This is a genomic window from Psychrobacter sp. 78a-MNA-CIBAN-0178, assembly GCF_040309625.1.
Lineage (GTDB): Bacteria > Pseudomonadota > Gammaproteobacteria > Pseudomonadales > Moraxellaceae > Psychrobacter > Psychrobacter okhotskensis.
On sequence record NZ_JBEOOZ010000003.1, the window covers coordinates 65,865 to 84,220 of the forward strand.

General features: G+C 43.4%; 16 protein-coding genes. 3 read left to right on the plus strand and 13 right to left on the minus strand.

What is annotated here, in order from left to right; genetic code table 11:
• Positions 1-38: 38 nt before the first annotated feature.
• The 5 genes from AAEY80_RS03270 to AAEY80_RS03290 all read right to left on the minus strand — a co-directional run bounded on the left by AAEY80_RS03270 (position 39) and on the right by AAEY80_RS03290 (position 4,994).
• Complete coding sequence (locus tag AAEY80_RS03270) at positions 39-497, minus strand: hypothetical protein (RefSeq protein ID WP_350587891.1); 459 nt, start codon at positions 495-497, stop codon at positions 39-41.
• Between the two features lie 141 nt (positions 498-638).
• Positions 639-920 carry an FAD assembly factor SdhE gene (locus tag AAEY80_RS03275; protein WP_025652426.1) on the minus strand — a complete coding sequence of 94 codons (282 nt, stop codon included), beginning with the start codon at positions 918-920 and terminating at the stop codon, positions 639-641.
• 136 nt (positions 921-1,056) lie between these two features.
• Entirely contained in the window at positions 1,057-1,953 is an 897-nt protein-coding gene (gene folP / locus AAEY80_RS03280; protein ID WP_350587892.1) for a dihydropteroate synthase, read from the minus strand.
• A 166-nt stretch (positions 1,954-2,119) separates the two neighbouring features.
• On the minus strand, positions 2,120-4,015 hold the full coding sequence (gene ftsH / locus AAEY80_RS03285) for an ATP-dependent zinc metalloprotease FtsH (protein WP_350587893.1): 1,896 nt from the start codon (positions 4,013-4,015) through the stop codon (positions 2,120-2,122).
• 346 nt (positions 4,016-4,361) lie between these two features.
• Positions 4,362-4,994: an RlmE family RNA methyltransferase gene (locus tag AAEY80_RS03290; protein ID WP_201575618.1), complete on the minus strand. Its 633-nt coding sequence runs from the start codon at positions 4,992-4,994 to the stop codon at positions 4,362-4,364.
• Positions 4,995-5,343: 349 nt separating this feature from the next.
• Between AAEY80_RS03290 and AAEY80_RS03295 the strand changes: the two genes are divergently transcribed.
• Positions 5,344-5,655 carry a YhbY family RNA-binding protein gene (locus AAEY80_RS03295; protein ID WP_025652420.1) on the plus strand — a complete coding sequence of 104 codons (312 nt, stop codon included), beginning with the start codon at positions 5,344-5,346 and terminating at the stop codon, positions 5,653-5,655.
• A 246-nt stretch (positions 5,656-5,901) separates the two neighbouring features.
• On the plus strand, positions 5,902-6,675 hold the full coding sequence (locus AAEY80_RS03300; RefSeq protein ID WP_101212363.1) for a DOMON domain-containing protein: 774 nt from the start codon (positions 5,902-5,904) through the stop codon (positions 6,673-6,675).
• 385 nt (positions 6,676-7,060) lie between these two features.
• Here AAEY80_RS03300 and AAEY80_RS03305 read toward each other — a convergent pair whose 3' ends face one another.
• Entirely contained in the window at positions 7,061-7,786 is a 726-nt protein-coding gene (locus AAEY80_RS03305) for a CHAP domain-containing protein (protein ID WP_025652418.1), read from the minus strand.
• Between the two features lie 253 nt (positions 7,787-8,039).
• Between AAEY80_RS03305 and AAEY80_RS03310 the strand changes: the two genes are divergently transcribed.
• The gene (locus AAEY80_RS03310) at positions 8,040-8,555 is read left to right on the plus strand and encodes a hypothetical protein (RefSeq protein WP_101212361.1); all 516 of its coding nucleotides are present in this window, start codon (positions 8,040-8,042) and stop codon (positions 8,553-8,555) included.
• 298 nt (positions 8,556-8,853) lie between these two features.
• On the opposite strand, the gene lpxC is transcribed toward AAEY80_RS03310, so the two are convergent.
• From lpxC to murG, 7 genes are all read right to left on the minus strand, one after another.
• Positions 8,854-9,771: a UDP-3-O-acyl-N-acetylglucosamine deacetylase gene (lpxC, locus tag AAEY80_RS03315; protein ID WP_025652415.1), complete on the minus strand. Its 918-nt coding sequence runs from the start codon at positions 9,769-9,771 to the stop codon at positions 8,854-8,856.
• 446 nt (positions 9,772-10,217) lie between these two features.
• The gene (gene ftsZ / locus AAEY80_RS03320; RefSeq protein ID WP_025652414.1) at positions 10,218-11,417 is read right to left on the minus strand and encodes a cell division protein FtsZ; all 1,200 of its coding nucleotides are present in this window, start codon (positions 11,415-11,417) and stop codon (positions 10,218-10,220) included.
• A 218-nt stretch (positions 11,418-11,635) separates the two neighbouring features.
• Positions 11,636-12,928 (minus strand): cell division protein FtsA, encoded by a 1,293-nt coding sequence (gene ftsA / locus AAEY80_RS03325; protein WP_198015442.1) that lies wholly within the window; start codon positions 12,926-12,928, stop codon positions 11,636-11,638.
• Positions 12,929-13,090: 162 nt separating this feature from the next.
• Positions 13,091-13,885 carry a cell division protein FtsQ/DivIB gene (locus tag AAEY80_RS03330; RefSeq protein ID WP_025652412.1) on the minus strand — a complete coding sequence of 265 codons (795 nt, stop codon included), beginning with the start codon at positions 13,883-13,885 and terminating at the stop codon, positions 13,091-13,093.
• A gap of 523 nt (positions 13,886-14,408) precedes the next feature.
• Complete coding sequence (locus AAEY80_RS03335; protein WP_227523271.1) at positions 14,409-15,509, minus strand: D-alanine--D-alanine ligase; 1,101 nt, start codon at positions 15,507-15,509, stop codon at positions 14,409-14,411.
• Between the two features lie 31 nt (positions 15,510-15,540).
• The gene (gene murC, locus AAEY80_RS03340) at positions 15,541-16,977 is read right to left on the minus strand and encodes a UDP-N-acetylmuramate--L-alanine ligase (RefSeq protein WP_201565459.1); all 1,437 of its coding nucleotides are present in this window, start codon (positions 16,975-16,977) and stop codon (positions 15,541-15,543) included.
• A 79-nt stretch (positions 16,978-17,056) separates the two neighbouring features.
• Complete coding sequence (murG, locus tag AAEY80_RS03345; RefSeq protein WP_173238824.1) at positions 17,057-18,142, minus strand: undecaprenyldiphospho-muramoylpentapeptide beta-N-acetylglucosaminyltransferase; 1,086 nt, start codon at positions 18,140-18,142, stop codon at positions 17,057-17,059.
• Positions 18,143-18,356 lie beyond the last annotated feature (214 nt).

Consider the following 18,356-nt stretch of genomic DNA (forward strand, 5'->3'; position numbering starts at 1 on the left):
AACCTAATATAACTCTATATAAACCACACCACGCTGTATCAATTAGTCGTTACAGCGCTCACATTTGCTAAAACATTTAATTCGCGCCATTGCTCAAGGCTCACTTGATCGCGAAATACGGTCAATGACATGGAACGCTGATAAGGCTCTTTAATCATAAAATCAAAGCTCATTGCCCAATGATAATGATGGACAGCAAGCAGTTGTGCTTGCCATAGCCCATCGCCTTGGCTCGTCCGTATCCTAAGTTGCCAATGTTGATCGATACGCTTATCAATTGGCGGCTGTGTGAGATGCAACAAAACTGGCCGTGACAGTGCCAGATAGCTGACGACGGCTGCCGTTACTATCAATATAAGTACATACTGCCACAACGCCAACGCAGCCAGCCATGCCAAACCAAGCATGACTAACGCCAAACCAAGATATAGTAAAGTACGCAAATAGCTGGCGGGCTTGATAGCAGTATCAATCCTTAGGGAGGTAATCATCGTCATATATGCAAATCCGCCATATGGGGAAAGCCGTTATAACTATCAGACTTTATCAGCTATCAATATAGACTTAACGACGCAAAAGAAACCTAAAAATATGAATGATTTTAAAATTGTCAAATTATCAAATTATTAATGTCAATGCTATGACACGTCTTTAGCATGACGCCATGTCTTAATTTTATTTACTAGTGCCCATATGCGGTCATCTTCTGGACGGTTTTGATTGGTAAAATAATCGAGTAAATCAGGATCTTCGTGAGTCAGCATTTGGGCAAAGGTCTCTTGTTCAGTAGGTTCTGCGGTTAAGTAAATCTCTTTGACATAAAGGTCAATGTAGAAGTCTAACTCTTTTAAGCCACGACGCGCTTGATAAATGATACGGCGCTGTTCATTGGTTGGCTCAGGCTGGGTCGTAGTGGTCATAGAAATGCTCTCATTATTTTAATAGGTGTTCAGATTAATATTAAGTGTTAATCATTGGCGCTAACTATCAAATATGCATATAGTGCAATAGCAGTGATTAGAGCTATTCTAGCATTGATTTTTTAGTGTTAATTTTTTAGTGTTGATTGTAGGCAGATAACTGCTGCCATAACGCCACAGCTTGCTGCATCATCGCGACATTATGAGTACGGATAATACTAGCGCCTTGTTGCAAGGCAAATATACCCGCAGCAACTCCGACTGTATCACGTTCTATTGCCTCAGTTGTAGCCACTGCTTCGATACCGCTTTTAGTTAATACTTCTGCTAAAAAACGCTTGCGAGAAATACCAAACATCATAGGGAAACCAAGACTTTGTAATTCTCCTAGCTGCGACAATAACGCGCAATGATGCTCGTAGTTTTTGGCAAAACCAAAGCCTGGGTCGATAATGATTTTCTCACACTTGACACCAATGCTGACTACCTCATCGATACGGGCTATTAACTCTGCGCTAACGTCAGCGATCACGTCGTCATAGAGCGCCAGATTATTCATCGTCGTTGGCTCACCGCGCATGTGCATCAACATAACTGGTATATCAAGCTCAGCCGCTAGCGCTGCAGCACCCTCGCATTTGAGCGCTCGTACATCATTCCAAATATCAGCACCCGCCTCAACAGCTGCCCGCATAACGGTAGGATTACTGGTATCGATAGACAACCAAACTACATCGCCAAGTTGCTGTCTAATCGCTTTGACGACCGGTACAACACGCTGCAATTCCTCACTAGTCGCGACAATAGCAGCATTTGGCCGCGTAGATTCGCCGCCAATATCAATAATGGTCGCACCCGCCGCTATCATCTCTTTAGCATGAGCAAGCGCGCTATCAATAGCGTTAAATTGTCCACCGTCCGAAAATGAATCAGGTGTAACGTTAAGAATACCCATGATCTGAGGTCGCGATAGATCCAACATTTTTTCGCGACTAGAGACCGTATAAATAGGTAAAGGCTGAAATAATGACATAACCAATCCGTTGCAAATTAAGTTGATAAACACTGGGTCAGCACTTTATTTTTATCTCATGATATCAGTAAATCTGCTGCTGTTCTAAATGCTTCGTAAAATGATGACAATAAAAAAGCCCTCTATTAAAAAGGGCTTCTTATATTGGCTACTAATGCGCGATAAACTACATCGCTGGTAATGGTGGCGGTGTTGAACCCGTCGTTTTCATATTATCTTTAGCCAAATTAACTTCATTGTGCTGATATACTCTAGGCGGACGTGGATCTTCACCGGCTAAGATATCTTGCAGTTGATCACGGTCAATGGTCTCCCATTTCATCAAGGCATCAACCATCGCATGCATTTTTTCTTGATTACCTTCAATCAATTCGCGCGCGATATCGTATTGCTCTTCTAACATGCGGCGAACTTCGTCGTCAACTTTTTGCTGCGTTGCTTCAGAAATCGTACGACCACCGCCACCAAAGTAACCTTGTGAGTTGTCATCATCTTCATAGACCATGATACCTAAGGCATCAGACATGCCGTATTTGGTTACCATCGCCCGTGCCATTTTGGTTGCCCGTTCAAAGTCGTTTGAGGCACCCGTCGACATTTGATTGATAAAGACTTCTTCAGCGATACGACCACCAAATAAAATCGCAATATCACTGAGCATTTTTGATTTATACATGCTGGTTTGATCATGCTCAGGCAGCTGCCAAGTGACACCCAAAGCAAAACCACGCGGCATAATCGTCACTTTATGCACCGGATCGGTACCCGGTAGTAGCTCAGCCACTAGCGCATGACCTGCTTCATGATAAGCAGTGGCACGGCGCTCTTCTTCACGGATGACCATTGATTTGCGCTCAGGACCCATGTAAAGCTTATCTTTCGCATCTTCAAAGTCATTCATGTCAACGCTACGCTTGTTACGACGCGCAGCAAACAGAGCGGCTTCGTTCACAAGGTTGGCCAATTGCGCGCCACTAAAACCGGGCGTACCACGTGCCAAAGAGTTGGCATCAACACTAACGGTATTCGGCAGTTTTCTTAAATGTACTTTTAATATTTGTTCACGGCCTTTGATATCTGGCAAGCCGACTTGTACCTGACGGTCAAAACGACCCGGACGTAATAATGCCTTGTCAAGTACGTCAGCACGGTTAGTAGCAGCAATGACGATAACGCCTTCATTGCCCTCAAAACCATCCATTTCGACCAACAGTTGGTTCAGCGTTTGCTCGCGCTCATCGTTACCGCCGCCCATACCAGAGCCACGATGACGACCAACTGCATCGATCTCATCGATAAAGATAATACAAGGCGCGCTTTTCTTCGCTTGCTCAAACATATCACGCACACGCGAGGCACCGACACCAACGAACATCTCAACAAAATCAGAACCTGAAATTGAGAAGAACGGTACTTTGGCTTCACCAGCAATTGCTCTTGCTAGCAACGTCTTACCAGTACCTGGAGGACCTACCATCAAGATACCACGGGGGATCGTCGCCCCAAGCTTGGTAAATTTATCTGGATCACGCAAGAACTCGACCACTTCGACCACTTCTTCTTTGGCTTCTTCACAACCTGCCACATCTTCGAAGTTGACCTTGATTTGGTCTTCAGTCAGCATCTTGGCTTTTGACTTGCCAAAGCTCATTGGGCCGCCACCTTTACCGCCTGCACCGCCCTGCATATTACGCATAAAGAATAAGAACAGACCAATAATCAATAGGATTGGGAAACTGGCTATCAGTAACTGCATCAACACACTTTGACGTTTCGGTGCTGTGCCCTGAACCTCAACTTGGTTCTCGCGCAGTAATGGCATTAGTTGCTCATCAGCCACAGCTGGTCGAATGGTCTCAAATGATGAGCCATTTTTCTTTTCGCCGGTGATCTGTTCGCCATCAATTTCAACACTGGCTACCTGACTTTCTGACACAGCGGTCACAAACTCAGAGTAGTTAAGGCTATCCGGCTCAGACGATTGGTCAAAGCCGCTAAACACCAGCACCAAAACGCCGATTACCACCAGCCACAATAAGGTATTTTTTACCATGTCGCTCACTAGTTATTCCCATCCCTTACTTATTGGTGTGTCAACTTGACACGTGACGTCTATAAACGCATTGCTCATTAGTTCAATAACTGCCAAATACGAAACTTATCCTCATCAATGACATATAAATCTATCGTAAATGAGCCAGTAAAGCGCTTATTCTCAGACGACTTTGCTTAAAACATATGCTAGAAACAAAGTTAATATACCATGATATGTGGTGTTATCCTGCATAATTCAAGCAGGTTTTCCTTTTATTCAGTTAACGATTGTAGCGTGTTAAATCTTACATGAAGCTAGCTATATTGTGATGACTTATTCCAAATACAACGAAAGCAACTCATTGAAAGTAAAACTATTTAATGGCAATCCAAAACATCTCTTTCGAGCGTGGTCGTGAAGCGCCAGGCTTGACACTACGAATCTTACTAAAATCAAGCTGCATCTGCTTGCGTAATTCTTGTGTACCCTCGCCTTGAAACACTTTCATAATAAGCGCGCCACCTTCTGGTAAGGTTGCAAGTGCAAAGTCCACCGCCAGCTCGCACAAGTACATCATACGCGGCTGATCAATGGCACTATTACCAGCGGTATTGGGTGCCATATCGGAGAGCACCACATCGACCTGCCTGTCACCGACTTCTGCCATAATGCTGTCGAACACCTCAGCTTCACGGAAATCACCTTGGATAAAGGTAACATCAGGCAAAGTATCCATCGCTAAAATATCAGAGGCAATCAAGATACCTTGTTCCCCTACCAATTGGCCAGCAACTTGTGACCAACTGCCCGGCGCACTACCCAAATCAACGACCGTCATGCCTTTTTTGATAAGGTTGGTCTTTTCATTTATTTCTAATAACTTATAAGCAGCACGAGCACGATAGCCATCTTTTTGCGCTTTTTGGACATAATGGTCGTCAATATGCTCTTTCATCCAAGCACTGCTGCTTTTCGACAGTTTTTTGTTCTCAATACGCGTGGCCAAGATACCTGCTCCTATTACTCTTACTTTGCAAAGCTGCAATAAGCATCCAATCAACAGCCATTACGCTTATAAAACAGACTTAATATCAAGCCAATCAGGTTTAATACTCTGTTGATTGAGCGATTCATACATTTTTAGTCGTAAACTGCCTTAATTCTATTGGTTTAAACACTGCTTTATCAGACAGTAGCGTTTATAATGTGTTTATACATTCAGTTTAACATTTTCATCACGTAAAATCGTGCAAAATCCTGCTGATCTCATGCAAAATGGGCACAGATTATCTATAATGATCATTAACTGTTTTTGATAGTACACTCTTTTATTTTTACCAACACCTAGGAATTCTATGGAACTCGATAACGCTACAATTAAACGTCTAAAGGGCATCGGTCATGAGCTCAAGCCTATTGTCATGATTGGCAATAAAGGCATTACACCGACCATCACTGAAGAGATTGATCGTGCCTTATCGGATCATGAGCTGATTAAGGTAAAATTACCTGCAGGCACAAAAGAAGAACGCGATGTCATCGGTGCTGAATTGGCAGCAGCAGCCAATGCCTCTTTGGTTCATTCTATTGGGCGTATGGCACTATTACTACGCAAAAACCCAAATGCCAACCCTAAGCTATCAAACCTTGCCCGTCATGCGCAGTAGTATGTCATGCTCAGCTTGGTTTAAATAACTGGCTACCGTTTCACCAAAATAGCAGCTGAGCTATGATGATACAGCCTAAAAGCCGCGATGCAATCTGCTCGCGGCTTTTTTTATTGATATTCTTGAAAGCTAAATTAAAAGCTGACTTGAAATCAGCCTCGTAATACCTTTATTTGAACGTGCTTTATCATATGGTAGTATCAAAGACCTTTTATCTCGTACCAACTTTTTGAGTCATAGAAAATTATGAGCCAGACCTTTAACCTTTGTATTGCCACTGAAACCCTAGCCAATGATGCGCAGCAGCTTAGCGTAAGTACGGACACCCTACATGATATTCGAGTGGTCGTGCACGCGACCATCGTACAGCAGCCAACGTTGCAACTACAGTTAGCCTATCAAATTACCCTACCCACTCAGTCTTTAGCCGATCAATTACATTGGCCGACTTGGGAGGAAACACGCGTTGGCTTTACTGATTATTTGTGGGAGGAGAGCTGCCTTGAGTGTTTTATTGCTGGTAGCGCTTTGGATCAGGATAGTGCTGATAGTAGCAGTACAGCGGCTTATATTGAGGTCAATGCCAGCCCAGATGGTCGTTATGCGCTTTATCAGTTCGAAAGCTATCGAAATCCTGCGACGCTACCGCCACCCCCTTTATTATTAGCAAATGGGCGTACATGCGCAAAGATTGACTGGATTGATCACCCAGATTTACAGATGCCGTCAGTCGGCGTTAACCGCGCTCATAATTCATCAGCAGCGCACACATTATATAATTACAAGCGAACCTTTAGTGTGCCGATAAAAGAACGGTCTAGCCAAAATTTTGCTATTAGCAATATGGTCGTTGAGCACATACATCCCTGCGTCATTTTATGGTTTGGTGAGACTGCTTTATATTTCGCACCCAGTCATGCTTCTCCGCCTGACTTTCACAATCGTCGCTACTGGACTAGGTTTGATTCTAAAGCAGCCTTACTTAACCAGCTAGCATCATCGATAGCAACTGAACGATAATGCTTATCTAGGGCGTGTCCTCATTTTAAAGATGGTGATAAAAACGAGGTAAATTGCAGTCAAGCAAGGAAAAGAGTGCAGATAATATCGAGATATTACCTAGCTATTTGACGATATTTTGGTAAGACTTAACCATTTTTAGCTCATTTAGAGCCCTATCAGTTAAATTGAGGACAAGCCCTAATCCCATTTTTGAACAAAAAAAACCCAGTAATGTCATTAAGAGCATTACTGGATCTGGAGAAAACGATTTACTTAAAACTCGATGTACTTGACGCTTGTAGTCGATAAGATAATTCGGGTATCAGGAAGGCGCATAAAAATATTACAAATAGTAGCCTAAACAAGCCTGATACCGTCTCTCATTTATACAGGATTGACTATATTAGTCAGCCATCGCAAGGTAGATACCACGGTCTGATGCATCATCAACGTATTGCGAATCACGCCATGTCGTATAGTTATAGACGCCGCTGTATGGGCTGATGCTGCTTTGACGGAAATCAGAAACCCAGTCAGAACCATCAAATATTTGAATATGACCATGCGGATGCTTTGAGCTGCGATCATATACTACAACATCGCCAACTTGGGGTGGCATGTTGTTGCTGATTTTGCTAAAGCCTGCACTGCTGAGTGTGCCACGGCTAGCATACTGATACGCTGAAGGATTCGGGGTGAATTCATAACCGGCTGATTGTAAAGCCTTACGCACATAACGAGCACAGTAACCAGAGCTTCTTGATAGTGCCACGCTTGAAGCACGTGCCGCTGCGATAGCAGGAGCAGAATAGCGATCTGGAATTTTACTCGCTTGCTGCTGGCGCTGCTCATAAGACAAGCGACTGGTTAGCGAGGCAAGCTGATATTCTTTTTGCTTGGCATGGGCGCTTAAATTGTCAATGGCTTGACTGATCTCGTCATTGCTAGAGACATAAGCGCCGCTATTGGTGCTATAGATGTTGCGACTAGAACCATAGTTCGCAGAAGCAGAGATATTGGTGATGGTATGACTCAAGGTATTATTTGGTTGAAAGGTGGTTTCGGCAGCACCACTCGTTTGTGCTATGCCCATTCCTAGTACTGACAAAATTAATAAAGCTTGTTTCATAAATTTACTACCTATTTGTTAATACAAGACTGCTTGTCATCCGTAACGAAGCATCAATTAGTTTAGAGGACATAATCATCAAATAAACATGATAAAATCCTTAATACAACAGCTCACTCTTCTTTCTACAGTCACTAACGCTGGTTTCTTTGGCAGCGCGGTCATCTGCTTTATAAATCGTTTGCTATCCATCCCATATATACTGTGTTTAATATGAATATCGATTTTGTCACCTACTAGATGAGTCATTACGATGTCAAAAAAACAGCCTAATCGGCTTGCCCAGCTTATTGATCATCAAGCTTTTGCTGGTAGCGCACTACCTCAAACCCTTGCTGACAATATGCGTCTATATATTCAGGCGACCGCTGAGATAAAAGAGCTGCTAGTAGATTGTCTACCAGAGGAAATTCTTAATACCTGTTGGGTCGTTGGCTTAACTGCTGAGCAATTAACACTCAGTGTGGGCTCAATGACTGCTGCTAATCATATTCGCTATTTACAGAACGCTTATTTGCAAGTATTAACAGAGCAGTCAATTACATTTAAACAACTCAAGCAAATTCGCGTCATTGTAGCGAGAATATCTGCGGATAGTCCTTCTTCTAAAAAACTATCTGCGTTATCAGCAACCTCATCAAAGTCTCGCAAAGCCAATGAAAATCAGGCTCTTAGCCAAAACACAAAGCGGACTATATCACAGGCTGCAGAGCATGTCACCACTGATGAAAAGCTCAAAAAAGCACTTTTACGTCTGGCCAATCATTAAAAATCTTGAGTTCTACCTGTAAAGTTATGTAACTATTTTCGGAAAACAGCGCCCTTACGCTAGGTTTTTGTAATGACGTAAACAAAAAAAATCATCTGTTAGTCGCATTCACATTGTGAAGGTAACTAACAGATGATTTTTTTGATTATCTACAACGTCGGTATTATCTACGCTAACGTTATATTATTTAAAAATACTAACTTATATATTCATTTATAAGAATATAAATTAACTATCCTTATAATCATTTTATGTAATATTGCGTAAATGTTTCGATACTTCGTGTATATTCCTGTATTCATCCTTCAACCGCTAGGCCTTTTAGGGGTAAATATTCGATAGGACAGGTTACATTGTCATCAAAAGTTACAATTTCAAAGCTGTCAGGATTGGATAATATTTCACGTATCAACAAATTGTTTAAGGCATGACCAGATTTATAGGCATTAAAACGACCCAGAATTGGATAACCAATCAGATATAAATCGCCTAACGCATCCAAAATCTTATGGCGCACGAACTCGTCATTGAAACGTAAACCTTCTTCGTTAAGGATATTGGCTTCATCGATGACAATCGCATTTTCCATACTACCGCCCAACGCCAAGTTGTTTTGACGCAGAGCTTCTATATCGCGTAAAAACCCAAAAGTACGGGCTGAGCTCAGCTCTTCTATGAAGTTTTGCGTAGAGAACTGCAGCTGGGCATGTTGAAAATTCTTGTCGATAGCAGGATGATCAAAATCAATTTCAAAGTTTAATTCAAAGCCTTCATAAGGACGTAACTCTGCCCATTTATCCTCTACTTTTACTCTGATTGGTCTCAAAATCTTAAGGAATTTCTTTAAGCCTTCTTGCTCACAGAAACCCGCTTGCATTAGTAATGCGACAAACGGTGCAGCGCTCCCATCCATAATCGGTATCTCTGAGGCGGAAACACGAATCAATAGGTTATCAATGCCAAGTCCGGCAATCGCACTTAATAAATGCTCTACCGTACCTACCCGTGCCCCTCCAAATACTAGATTGGATGACATCATGGTGTCCTGCACTAAGAAAGCACTGGCTGGAATCGGTTGACTACCTTCGATATCTGAGCGCTCGAAAACAATACCAGTATCGACTGGCTGTGGATGAAACTCTAAATCAACAGGCTGACCACTATGGAGACCGGTACCTGTAACGGCTATCGCTGCTTTTATAGTTCGTTGGTTCATGGCTGTTTTCCCACATATTTTGTTACAATTGACCTAGTGTACCATTACCCGTACCCAATTCGCCATAGTTAAAAAGCGTTAATTTGCTTATGTCTCTGATTGATAACTCTTATCGTAACTTTGTTATTCAAGCAAATTATATTTAATAAACCTATAAATAACTATAGGAAACAGTCTGTTAAGAATAAATTTTGCTTCACTGCACCTTGTTCGAGACATATTATCAATAAGGGCTTTAGTATTAGTAGCTAATGTTCATAAAACCCCTACCACATGCACATCTCGATTTCGTAAAAAACATATAGCCAGTCAAAAGTAATATCGAACCATCACGCACTGCTGATATCGTCGCGTTTTTAGGATATTTTGACTATACCTTATAAACAAGCACAAAAAAGCCAGCGACATAGCACTGGCTTTTTATAATCACTAGAAGTAAACAACGACTATTTGTTTTGTTGACGCTTTAGATAGTCTTGGATACTGTTGGTCTTGGTTTTAGGCTGCTCTTGTGTCGGATTTGCGCGAGCCAGACTATCTTGATGCAGTTGGGCTTGCGATTGCTTTTGACTGTTTAACGCGCTGGTATGCAAGTTAGGATCAACAGGCTGCGTGCTATTCACCGAAGGTACAGGCTGCTCAACAACTTCAGGCTCTTCACCCGCGTGTTCATCTAAGGTCAAGCCCGTTGCGATGACAGTGACATGCAAATCATCACCCATTTTTTCATCGATAACAGAGCCGTAGAAAATATGAGCATCATCGATATCAGTAATTTCTTCGACGATTGCACTGATTTTGCTCATTTCATCCAATGACAAAGACTCAGATGAAATCACGTTAACCAGTAGACCTTTGGCATTCTCTAAACGTAAATCATCAAGTAACGGTGATCTGATGGCTTTTTCAGTCGCTTGACGCGCACGATCGTCACCGCTGGCACGGCCAATACCCATCATCGCATGACCTTTGGCAGTCATTGCGGTGCGAATATCGTTAAAGTCAATATTGATCATACCTTCGCTGGCGATGGTTTCAGCGATACCTTGCACGGCGTGTAATAACACATCGTCCGCTTTTTTGAACGCATCTTGCATAGAGATATTGCCATAAACGCTCATCAACTTATCATTAGGAATGGTAATGATAGAGTCAACGAAGTTGGTCAACTGCTCAATACCTGCTTTGGCCGCCTTGATACGTTTACCGCCTTCGAATTTGAAAGGTGTGGTCACAACAGCGACCGTCAATACTTCCATCTCTTTAGCAATACGAGCCACGACTGGTGCTGCGCCCGTACCCGTACCACCGCCCATTCCAGCGGTAATAAAGACCATGTCAGAATGTTCGAGTAACGCGCGGATCGCTTCTTCTTCGCTCTCTGCTGCTTCACGTCCGACTTCTGGATTGGCACCAGCGCCTAGACCACGGTTCGTTTTTGCGCCCAGTTGTAACTTATGCGGTGCTGTCAAACGATCAAGTGCTTGTTTATCCGTATTCGCACAGACGAACGTCACACCTCTAATCCCTTGTTGTACCATATGTTCAACAGCATTACCGCCACCACCACCCACACCGAATACTGTGAAGCTTGCTTGGCCGTTATTTTGAAGCTGGTTATCATCTGGCATGGTGTATTTTGACATAAAAAAGATTCTCCAGTTGCAGATAGCGTGATGGTCGATACATGCTAACGCACTCATATGACGCGCTATCGACTTACTATATATAAATGTATTTAAATAAAACAGGGCTATGGCTTAAATCGTTAAGCTGGGACAAAAATATGTCGTCATTGCTCAGGGTATTACTGTCAATGTTACTTTTAATATTACTTTATGCATTTAGTGTCGGTATATCTTTACTATAGTATCTTTTTGAGCACACTAGCAAAACGTTGCCCTGCGCTTTGAAAGACGCCAGTCACTCTATTTTTTTGAAGCGCTTCCGGCTCGCTTTTTTCACTGTGACGAAACTGCTCGCTTTGACTATATAGTAATGTACCAAATGCTGTTTGATAAGCGCGATCATTGACCTGAATATTCAGCTGCTTAAAGGACTCGTCATTATCAAAATGATTATAAGCACTGATCGCCGGATGAGTATTGGTCATCACCACTGGCATTTTTAGCAACTTCTTAGCAAAGGGTATCATACCTTTGATAGCACTACCGCCGCCTGTCAGCACGATACCTTTGTCGATATAGCTAATCAAATCCGCTTCATGCAGTTGACGCGCCACTTCAGTAAAAATCTGCACATAACGCGCTTCGATAATACGGGCTAAATTATAAATACCGATATTAATCTCGTCGCTGGTCCCTTGCGGTTTAAAAATAAAGAACGAGCTAGGATCGACACTATTGACATCAACCGTACCATGCGATTTTTTAAGTTTTTCAGCTTCTATCATTGATATGCCAACATCTGCTGAAATATCCATCGTCACTTCATGGCTGCCTGTGGCGATACAATGTGTAAAGATCAGCTTGTTTTCTTTGTAGACACAAATACTGGTCGTACTCGCGCCAATATCGACCAAGCACACACCCTGCTGACGCTCGTCGCTCATCAGGCTATATTCTGCACTGGTCACCGCATCGAAGACAATATGATCGATACCAACATCACAGCTCTGTAATAATTTTTGGATATTTTGACGGCTGGCGACTGGCATCATCATCATGTGATACATCACGCTGATATTATGCGCCACCGTTTCGATCGCATCGTCGACCATAAAGTCTTGTTCATCGACATAGATACCTTGCTGACAACAATGCATCAAATAATAGTCTGAAGATAAGTCGCGTGATTTGGCATTGGATAAAGCCTGTACCATGTCTTTGGCACGGACGACTTCGTCCTCTACTCTCACTTCGCCAGCACTGTTTTTGCTAAGTAGCTCAGGCGTCGCTAGGGTCAACCACACACTATGCACCCGGCAATTAGCAGTATCTTCTGCTTCTTGAATGGCTTGTTTGATAGCGCCTTGCAAGCGTTCACGATGTTTTATTTGACCTTGATAAAAGTCACTATTTTTAACTTGCCCCACACCCATGATACGAATGTCTTTTGCAGAGACAACGCTGCCAATAACGACATAAACTGCCGTGGCACTTAGATGGACAACAACCAGATTTTCAGTATTTTTCATGGTACCAGACAAATTATCGCTAAACAGGAGACCAAATGACGTCCCCATTAAATCATTAAAAAAGCGCTATTACTACGCTGTTATATCCTACTGTACGTTCAATTTTGATGCTTATACAATACTTCTGCTTACTTATTATTGACTGTGTTTTCTGACTGTCAATTATTTTGCTGCTTCGGCTTCGGGTTGTGCCATATTCCAAGCAATGGTAAAACCGTTTTTGTAACGTAAATCGACCGACTGTATCTCTTTTCGGCGGTTACTTAACTGATTACCTAATAATTGACTTAGATTCAGCAGTTTTTGTGCGGTGTTTTCATTGTCAACAATGACGCGCTGACCATTATCAAAACGAATGAGCCACGTCATTCTTGGTGACAGAATAATATCAGCGACTTGCATATCAAGTGGCGCATACCAATCATTGATTTGCTGCATTTGTTGCATGATAACCGGTGCTTGCGTTATCTCACCTTGTAACGTAGCAAATTGCGCTTGTGTCAAATCTCTACTGTCAGCGGGAACAAAAACAGCCCCTTTTGCATCAACCAAACGCTCGGTACCAAAATTAGCAACTGCTTGCTTGGGGAGTGCTGTGACGACGATACCACGTTGCCAATCCCGAGACACACTCACTTGGTCAACCCAAGCAAGGCCAGTAGTGATGTCCCTTAGTGCTTGTAAATCAGACGTAAAAAAACTGCTGACTTTCTGTTGGTTCATCACTTGCTGTAGTGCTCGATACTGAGCGACTGTCAAACCTTGATTGCTGACATGAATAGCTGCTGGAGGTGCATCGCGTAGGGCTTTGCCACCCATAATCAATATAAGCACTAATAAACCCAACACCAATACCATAAAAAAATATCTGACCGAAGTCGGTACTTGGAAGTTAGATTTTGGGCGACGGGTTTTATCACTCATCAAGTCAGTTACGTCGTTGACAGTTTGAGCCATAATGACCTTTGTCCCTATTTTGCATAAAACTATTTGCATAAAGCCAATAGTGCGTTCTATTAAAAGTTAATCTGCATCACGGACGCAGAGAATGACGGATTGAATATGTTAGCAAAATATTTGGCGAAAATGAGTGATATAACCCTGTTATCTGATTTCAAACGTAACATTTTTCTCATTTTATGAAGAACTTATAACATATACTCATAAAACAACATAAATATCACTAAAACGATTCAATAATTACAATATTAACGTATTTTGCGGTCAAACAATAGCCTAACCCTTACTACTAACAACGAATTTACACAAGTTTACACGAAGCTGTGGTATAGCAGGGCTAGCGATACATTCATTTCTGCTTATATTCATAAATATTCAATAATGTCAGTATCTATTTGACGATTATTTTTACCCATTAATAATCACTTTTCAAACTTCTATAGTATCAATAGCGATTATCACAAACTGCGTTATGAATATTAAGCCAGACAAGAACATTTAAGCTGAATCTACCAACTGTTTATAATGTTTGCGTAAGGATGTGCCAGCACAGCGTATTGAAATCCATACCACGCGCCTTAGCTGCCATCGGTACCAAACTATGACTGGTCATGCCCGGGACGGTATTAATCTCAAGCAACCAAAAGTTACCTGCTTCGTCCTGCATAGCATCGATACGCCCCCACCCTTTGGCATCAACAGCACGGAATGCAGCAAGGCTCAAATCTTGTAAATGCTTTTCATCAGCGTCACTTAAGCCGCACGGAATATAGTAGCTGGTATCGTTACGATTGTATTTGGCTTCAAAATCATAGAAGTTGGTGATATCAGCAGGCTCAAGACGAATGACCGGATAGGCTTCGTCATCGATAATAACAATCGTAAACTCGCGACCAGTAATCCAGCGCTCAGCCATGACAGCATCACCGCACTGTACCGCTGTTGCATAAGCCGCCGGCAACTCGTCAAGGTTATTAACCTTGGTCATGCCAATACTCGAACCTTCATGAACGGGCTTGATAATGAGTGGCAGACCTAGCATATTGACCACTTGCTGCCAGTCGGTATCGGCCGTCAATAGTGAAAATGGTGCCGTCGCTAAGCCGCAGCCTTGCCACAATTGCTTGGTACGAACCTTGTCCATGCCCAGCGCTGATGCCAAAATGCCTGAACCTGTCTGCGGAATATCAAACCATTGCAACACGCCTTGTAGCAAACCATCTTCACCGCCGCGACCATGCAACACATTAAACACGCGATCATAATCACGCAGCTCAGTAATGTCCTGATGCTTAGGATCAAAATGAGTGGCATCAACGCCTTGGTTTTGTAGCGCTTGCAAGACAGCGGCGCCACTGTCTAACGACACGCTGCGCTCATTGCTACTGCCACCATAAATAACGGCTACTTTACCAAACTGGCCAGCATCTTTTACTTCGCTGTTGTTATTGCTTAGTTCTGCCCTATCATTAGCGACTTTATCACTTGCAAGCTTGTCTTGCTCCGCTTGAGCCGCCGCCGCTAGTGCTGTCTCTGGGTTGGTAATCGTTGCTTTACCTTCAACATTATCGCTGGCTTTATGAAGGTCGTTTGCATTTTTTTGGTGATTATTGCTTGTCATAAGGATAGTTCCTAGAATTCTTTTTAGCTTATTAGATATAAAGGTTATTGGCGGCCAAATCGACTGCTATCTGGCCCACATTACCCGCACCTTGGGTAATCAGCATGTCATTGGCTTTTAATAAACGCTGCATGACCGGTGCTAAATTGTCCTTGTCAATAATCGTCGGTTCAACTTCACCGCGCAGCCGAATGCTACGTGCCAATGACTTGGTATCAGCACCAGTAATCGGGCTTTCACCTGCTGAATATACGTCTAATAATAATAGCTCATCTACGCTGGAGAGTACTTCGACAAAATCATCAAAACAATCGCGGGTACGGCTATAACGGTGCGGCTGAAACATCATTACCAAACGACGCTCAGGGAAGCTTTGACGCGCCGCTTTAATCGTCGCGTCGACTTCTTTTGGATGATGACCATAATCGTCAATCAACAACACGTCACCATCATCGATACTGACAGAGGCATGCTGCTCAAAACGACGACCCACGCCTTCGAATTTTTGCAAGGCGCGTTTGATGGCCTCGTCATCGACACCTTCATCTGTCGCCATGGTAATAGCGGCAAGCACATTGTAGACGTTATGAGTACCAGGAATATTAAGGGTCAAACGTAAAGGCTCGCGGTCACGGCGCAATACGGTAAAGTGAGTTTTTGTGCCCTCTGTCACCAAGTCAACGGCCTGTACATCGTTAAAAGGCTCAAGCCCAAAGGTCAATACGGGACGACCAATATCATCAATCATCGCATATAATTCTGGGTCATCACCGCACACGACGGCCAAACCATAAAACGGCATATTTTGTAAAAACTGAATATAAGCGGCTTTTAATTTGTCAAAACTATTTTCATACGTTTCCATATGGTCTTGATCGATGTTGGTCACAATTGCAGCCATCGGATGCAAAGACAAAAACGAGGCATCAGACTCATCGGCTTCTGCTACTAAGAAACGGCTGCTACCCAGTGCGGCATTTTTGCCAGAAGCGTTCAGCTTACCACCAATCACGTAGGTAGGATCGAGCTGCCCTTCTGCCATCATCGTAGTGAGCAAACTGGTCGTTGTGGTCTTGCCATGCGCGCCGGCCACGGCAATGCCATGACGATAACGCATTAATTCACCCAACATATCGGCGCGGCGTACCACTGGCAGACGCGCTTCAAGCGCTGCTTTTACTTCAGGATTGCTGCGATCAATCGCTGACGATACAACGATGACATCCGCATTGGCAATATTTTTGGAATCGTGACCTATCGATATCTCAATACCAATCTGCTGTAGACGGCGAGTCACCAGGCTATCAGCAATATCAGAACCGCTGACTTGATAGCCCTGATTCTTCATCACTTCCGCGATACCGCACATCCCCGAGCCGCCAATACCGACAAAATGCAAGTGCTGAATACGGCGCATCTCTGGTATTTCAATCAAACGCTTAGGTAAGGCTTTCGCAGGAATAGACATAGGGTTTTCTCTTTATATAAGACTAATGAAATTTGCTAAAGTAAAAAATCGCTGACAAAATTAATGCTAAGACCGACGCTTATAATGCTTGCCAGATAATATCAGCGACTTGCTGGCTGGCGCGGCGATTGGCGAGCGCATGGCCTTTTTTGGCCATCGTCAAGCAGGTTTGTCGATCCAGTACAGCAAGCTCATCACTTAAACGCTTCGCTGTCAGCTCAGACTGCGGTAATAAAATCGCTGCCTCGTGTGATGTCAAGGTACGCGCATTCGCTGTTTGATGGTCATCAACGGCATGCGGTAGCGGCACAAAAATCGCAGCGATACCGACGTTTTGGATTTCGGTAACGGTCAATGCGCCTGCGCGGCAAACAATCATATCCGCCCAATTATAAGCCGCTGCCATGTCATCGATAAAGGGCTGTACGGTAAAGTGATGCGCACTTAAATTCTCGCTATCATAAGCCGTTTGCGTGGCTGCGTCGTTATTACGGCCACACTGATGACGCACTTCAAAAGGACGGTCTATTAATGCCAGCGCTTTTGGTACGATTTCGTTTAAAACTTGCGCACCAAGTGAGCCGCCTACGACCAACAACTTAAGTGGTGAGCTATCAGTGACATCATAACGCTCAGCCGGTTCGGCAACCCCCGTAATGGCGTTACGCACTGGATTGCCAACCGTTTCAAGCTTAGCATCAAGCTGACTATTCGCAAAGGTATTCTCAAATGCTTGTAATACTTTAGTGGCCATCTTAGCCAAATAACGATTACTCATACCAGCAATGGCATTTTGCTCGTGAATAATCAGCGGTGTTTTGGTCAGACGCGCCGCAATCCCGCCGGGTGCAGTCACATAACCGCCAAAGCCAACGACAATATCAATCTGATTGTTGCGAATGACTTTGATGGCGGCCATGGTAGCTGAGAGTAAGGTAACCGGCAATTTTAGTAAGCGCCCTAGCCCTTTACCGCGCAGGCCCTGCATATCGATAGCATGAAACTGATACCCAGTCGGCGCAACCAAGCCATTCTCCATACCGTTTGGCGTCCCTAACCAATGGATAATAGCACCGCGCTCGGTTAGTGCTTCGGCCACGGCAAGCGCTGGAAATACGTGCCCACCTGTGCCAGCAGCCATCATCAATATATGCGGTGTTTTCATGAACGTCTGCCTATCTTTTCTTTATTTATATGAAGGGTTTGTCAGCCTGCAGTCATATCGATCGTTAGAGAATACTGACACTGTAAAAGCCCGCATAGTATAGAGGAAATCAATGTCTTATATACAGTAATTTCTGGTTTACCAATAACAAAAATCCAAGCCGTGAGCAATCGCGACTTGGCTTTGTTGATGACTTAGATTGAAGGGTAAAACG

Bases quoted from the DNA above. Each gene is read 5' to 3' on its own strand.
- AAEY80_RS03270 (WP_350587891.1), bottom strand. From the start codon at position 497: ATGACGATGATTACCTCCCTAAGGATTGATACTGCTATCAAGCCCGCC.
- AAEY80_RS03275 (WP_025652426.1), bottom strand. From the start codon at position 920: ATGACCACTACGACCCAGCCTGAGCCAACCAATGAACAGCGCCGTATC.
- folP (WP_350587892.1), bottom strand. From the start codon at position 1,953: ATGTCATTATTTCAGCCTTTACCTATTTATACGGTCTCTAGTCGCGAA.
- AAEY80_RS03295 (WP_025652420.1), top strand. From the start codon at position 5,344: ATGGAACTCGATAACGCTACAATTAAACGTCTAAAGGGCATCGGTCAT.
- AAEY80_RS03300 (WP_101212363.1), top strand. From the start codon at position 5,902: ATGAGCCAGACCTTTAACCTTTGTATTGCCACTGAAACCCTAGCCAAT.
- AAEY80_RS03305 (WP_025652418.1), bottom strand. From the start codon at position 7,786: ATGAAACAAGCTTTATTAATTTTGTCAGTACTAGGAATGGGCATAGCA.
- AAEY80_RS03310 (WP_101212361.1), top strand. From the start codon at position 8,040: ATGTCAAAAAAACAGCCTAATCGGCTTGCCCAGCTTATTGATCATCAA.
- lpxC (WP_025652415.1), bottom strand. From the start codon at position 9,771: ATGAACCAACGAACTATAAAAGCAGCGATAGCCGTTACAGGTACCGGT.
- ftsZ (WP_025652414.1), bottom strand. From the start codon at position 11,417: ATGTCAAAATACACCATGCCAGATGATAACCAGCTTCAAAATAACGGC.
- ftsA (WP_198015442.1), bottom strand. From the start codon at position 12,928: ATGAAAAATACTGAAAATCTGGTTGTTGTCCATCTAAGTGCCACGGCA.
- AAEY80_RS03330 (WP_025652412.1), bottom strand. From the start codon at position 13,885: ATGGCTCAAACTGTCAACGACGTAACTGACTTGATGAGTGATAAAACC.
- AAEY80_RS03335 (WP_227523271.1), bottom strand. From the start codon at position 15,509: ATGACAAGCAATAATCACCAAAAAAATGCAAACGACCTTCATAAAGCC.
- murC (WP_201565459.1), bottom strand. From the start codon at position 16,977: ATGTCTATTCCTGCGAAAGCCTTACCTAAGCGTTTGATTGAAATACCA.
- murG (WP_173238824.1), bottom strand. From the start codon at position 18,142: ATGAAAACACCGCATATATTGATGATGGCTGCTGGCACAGGTGGGCAC.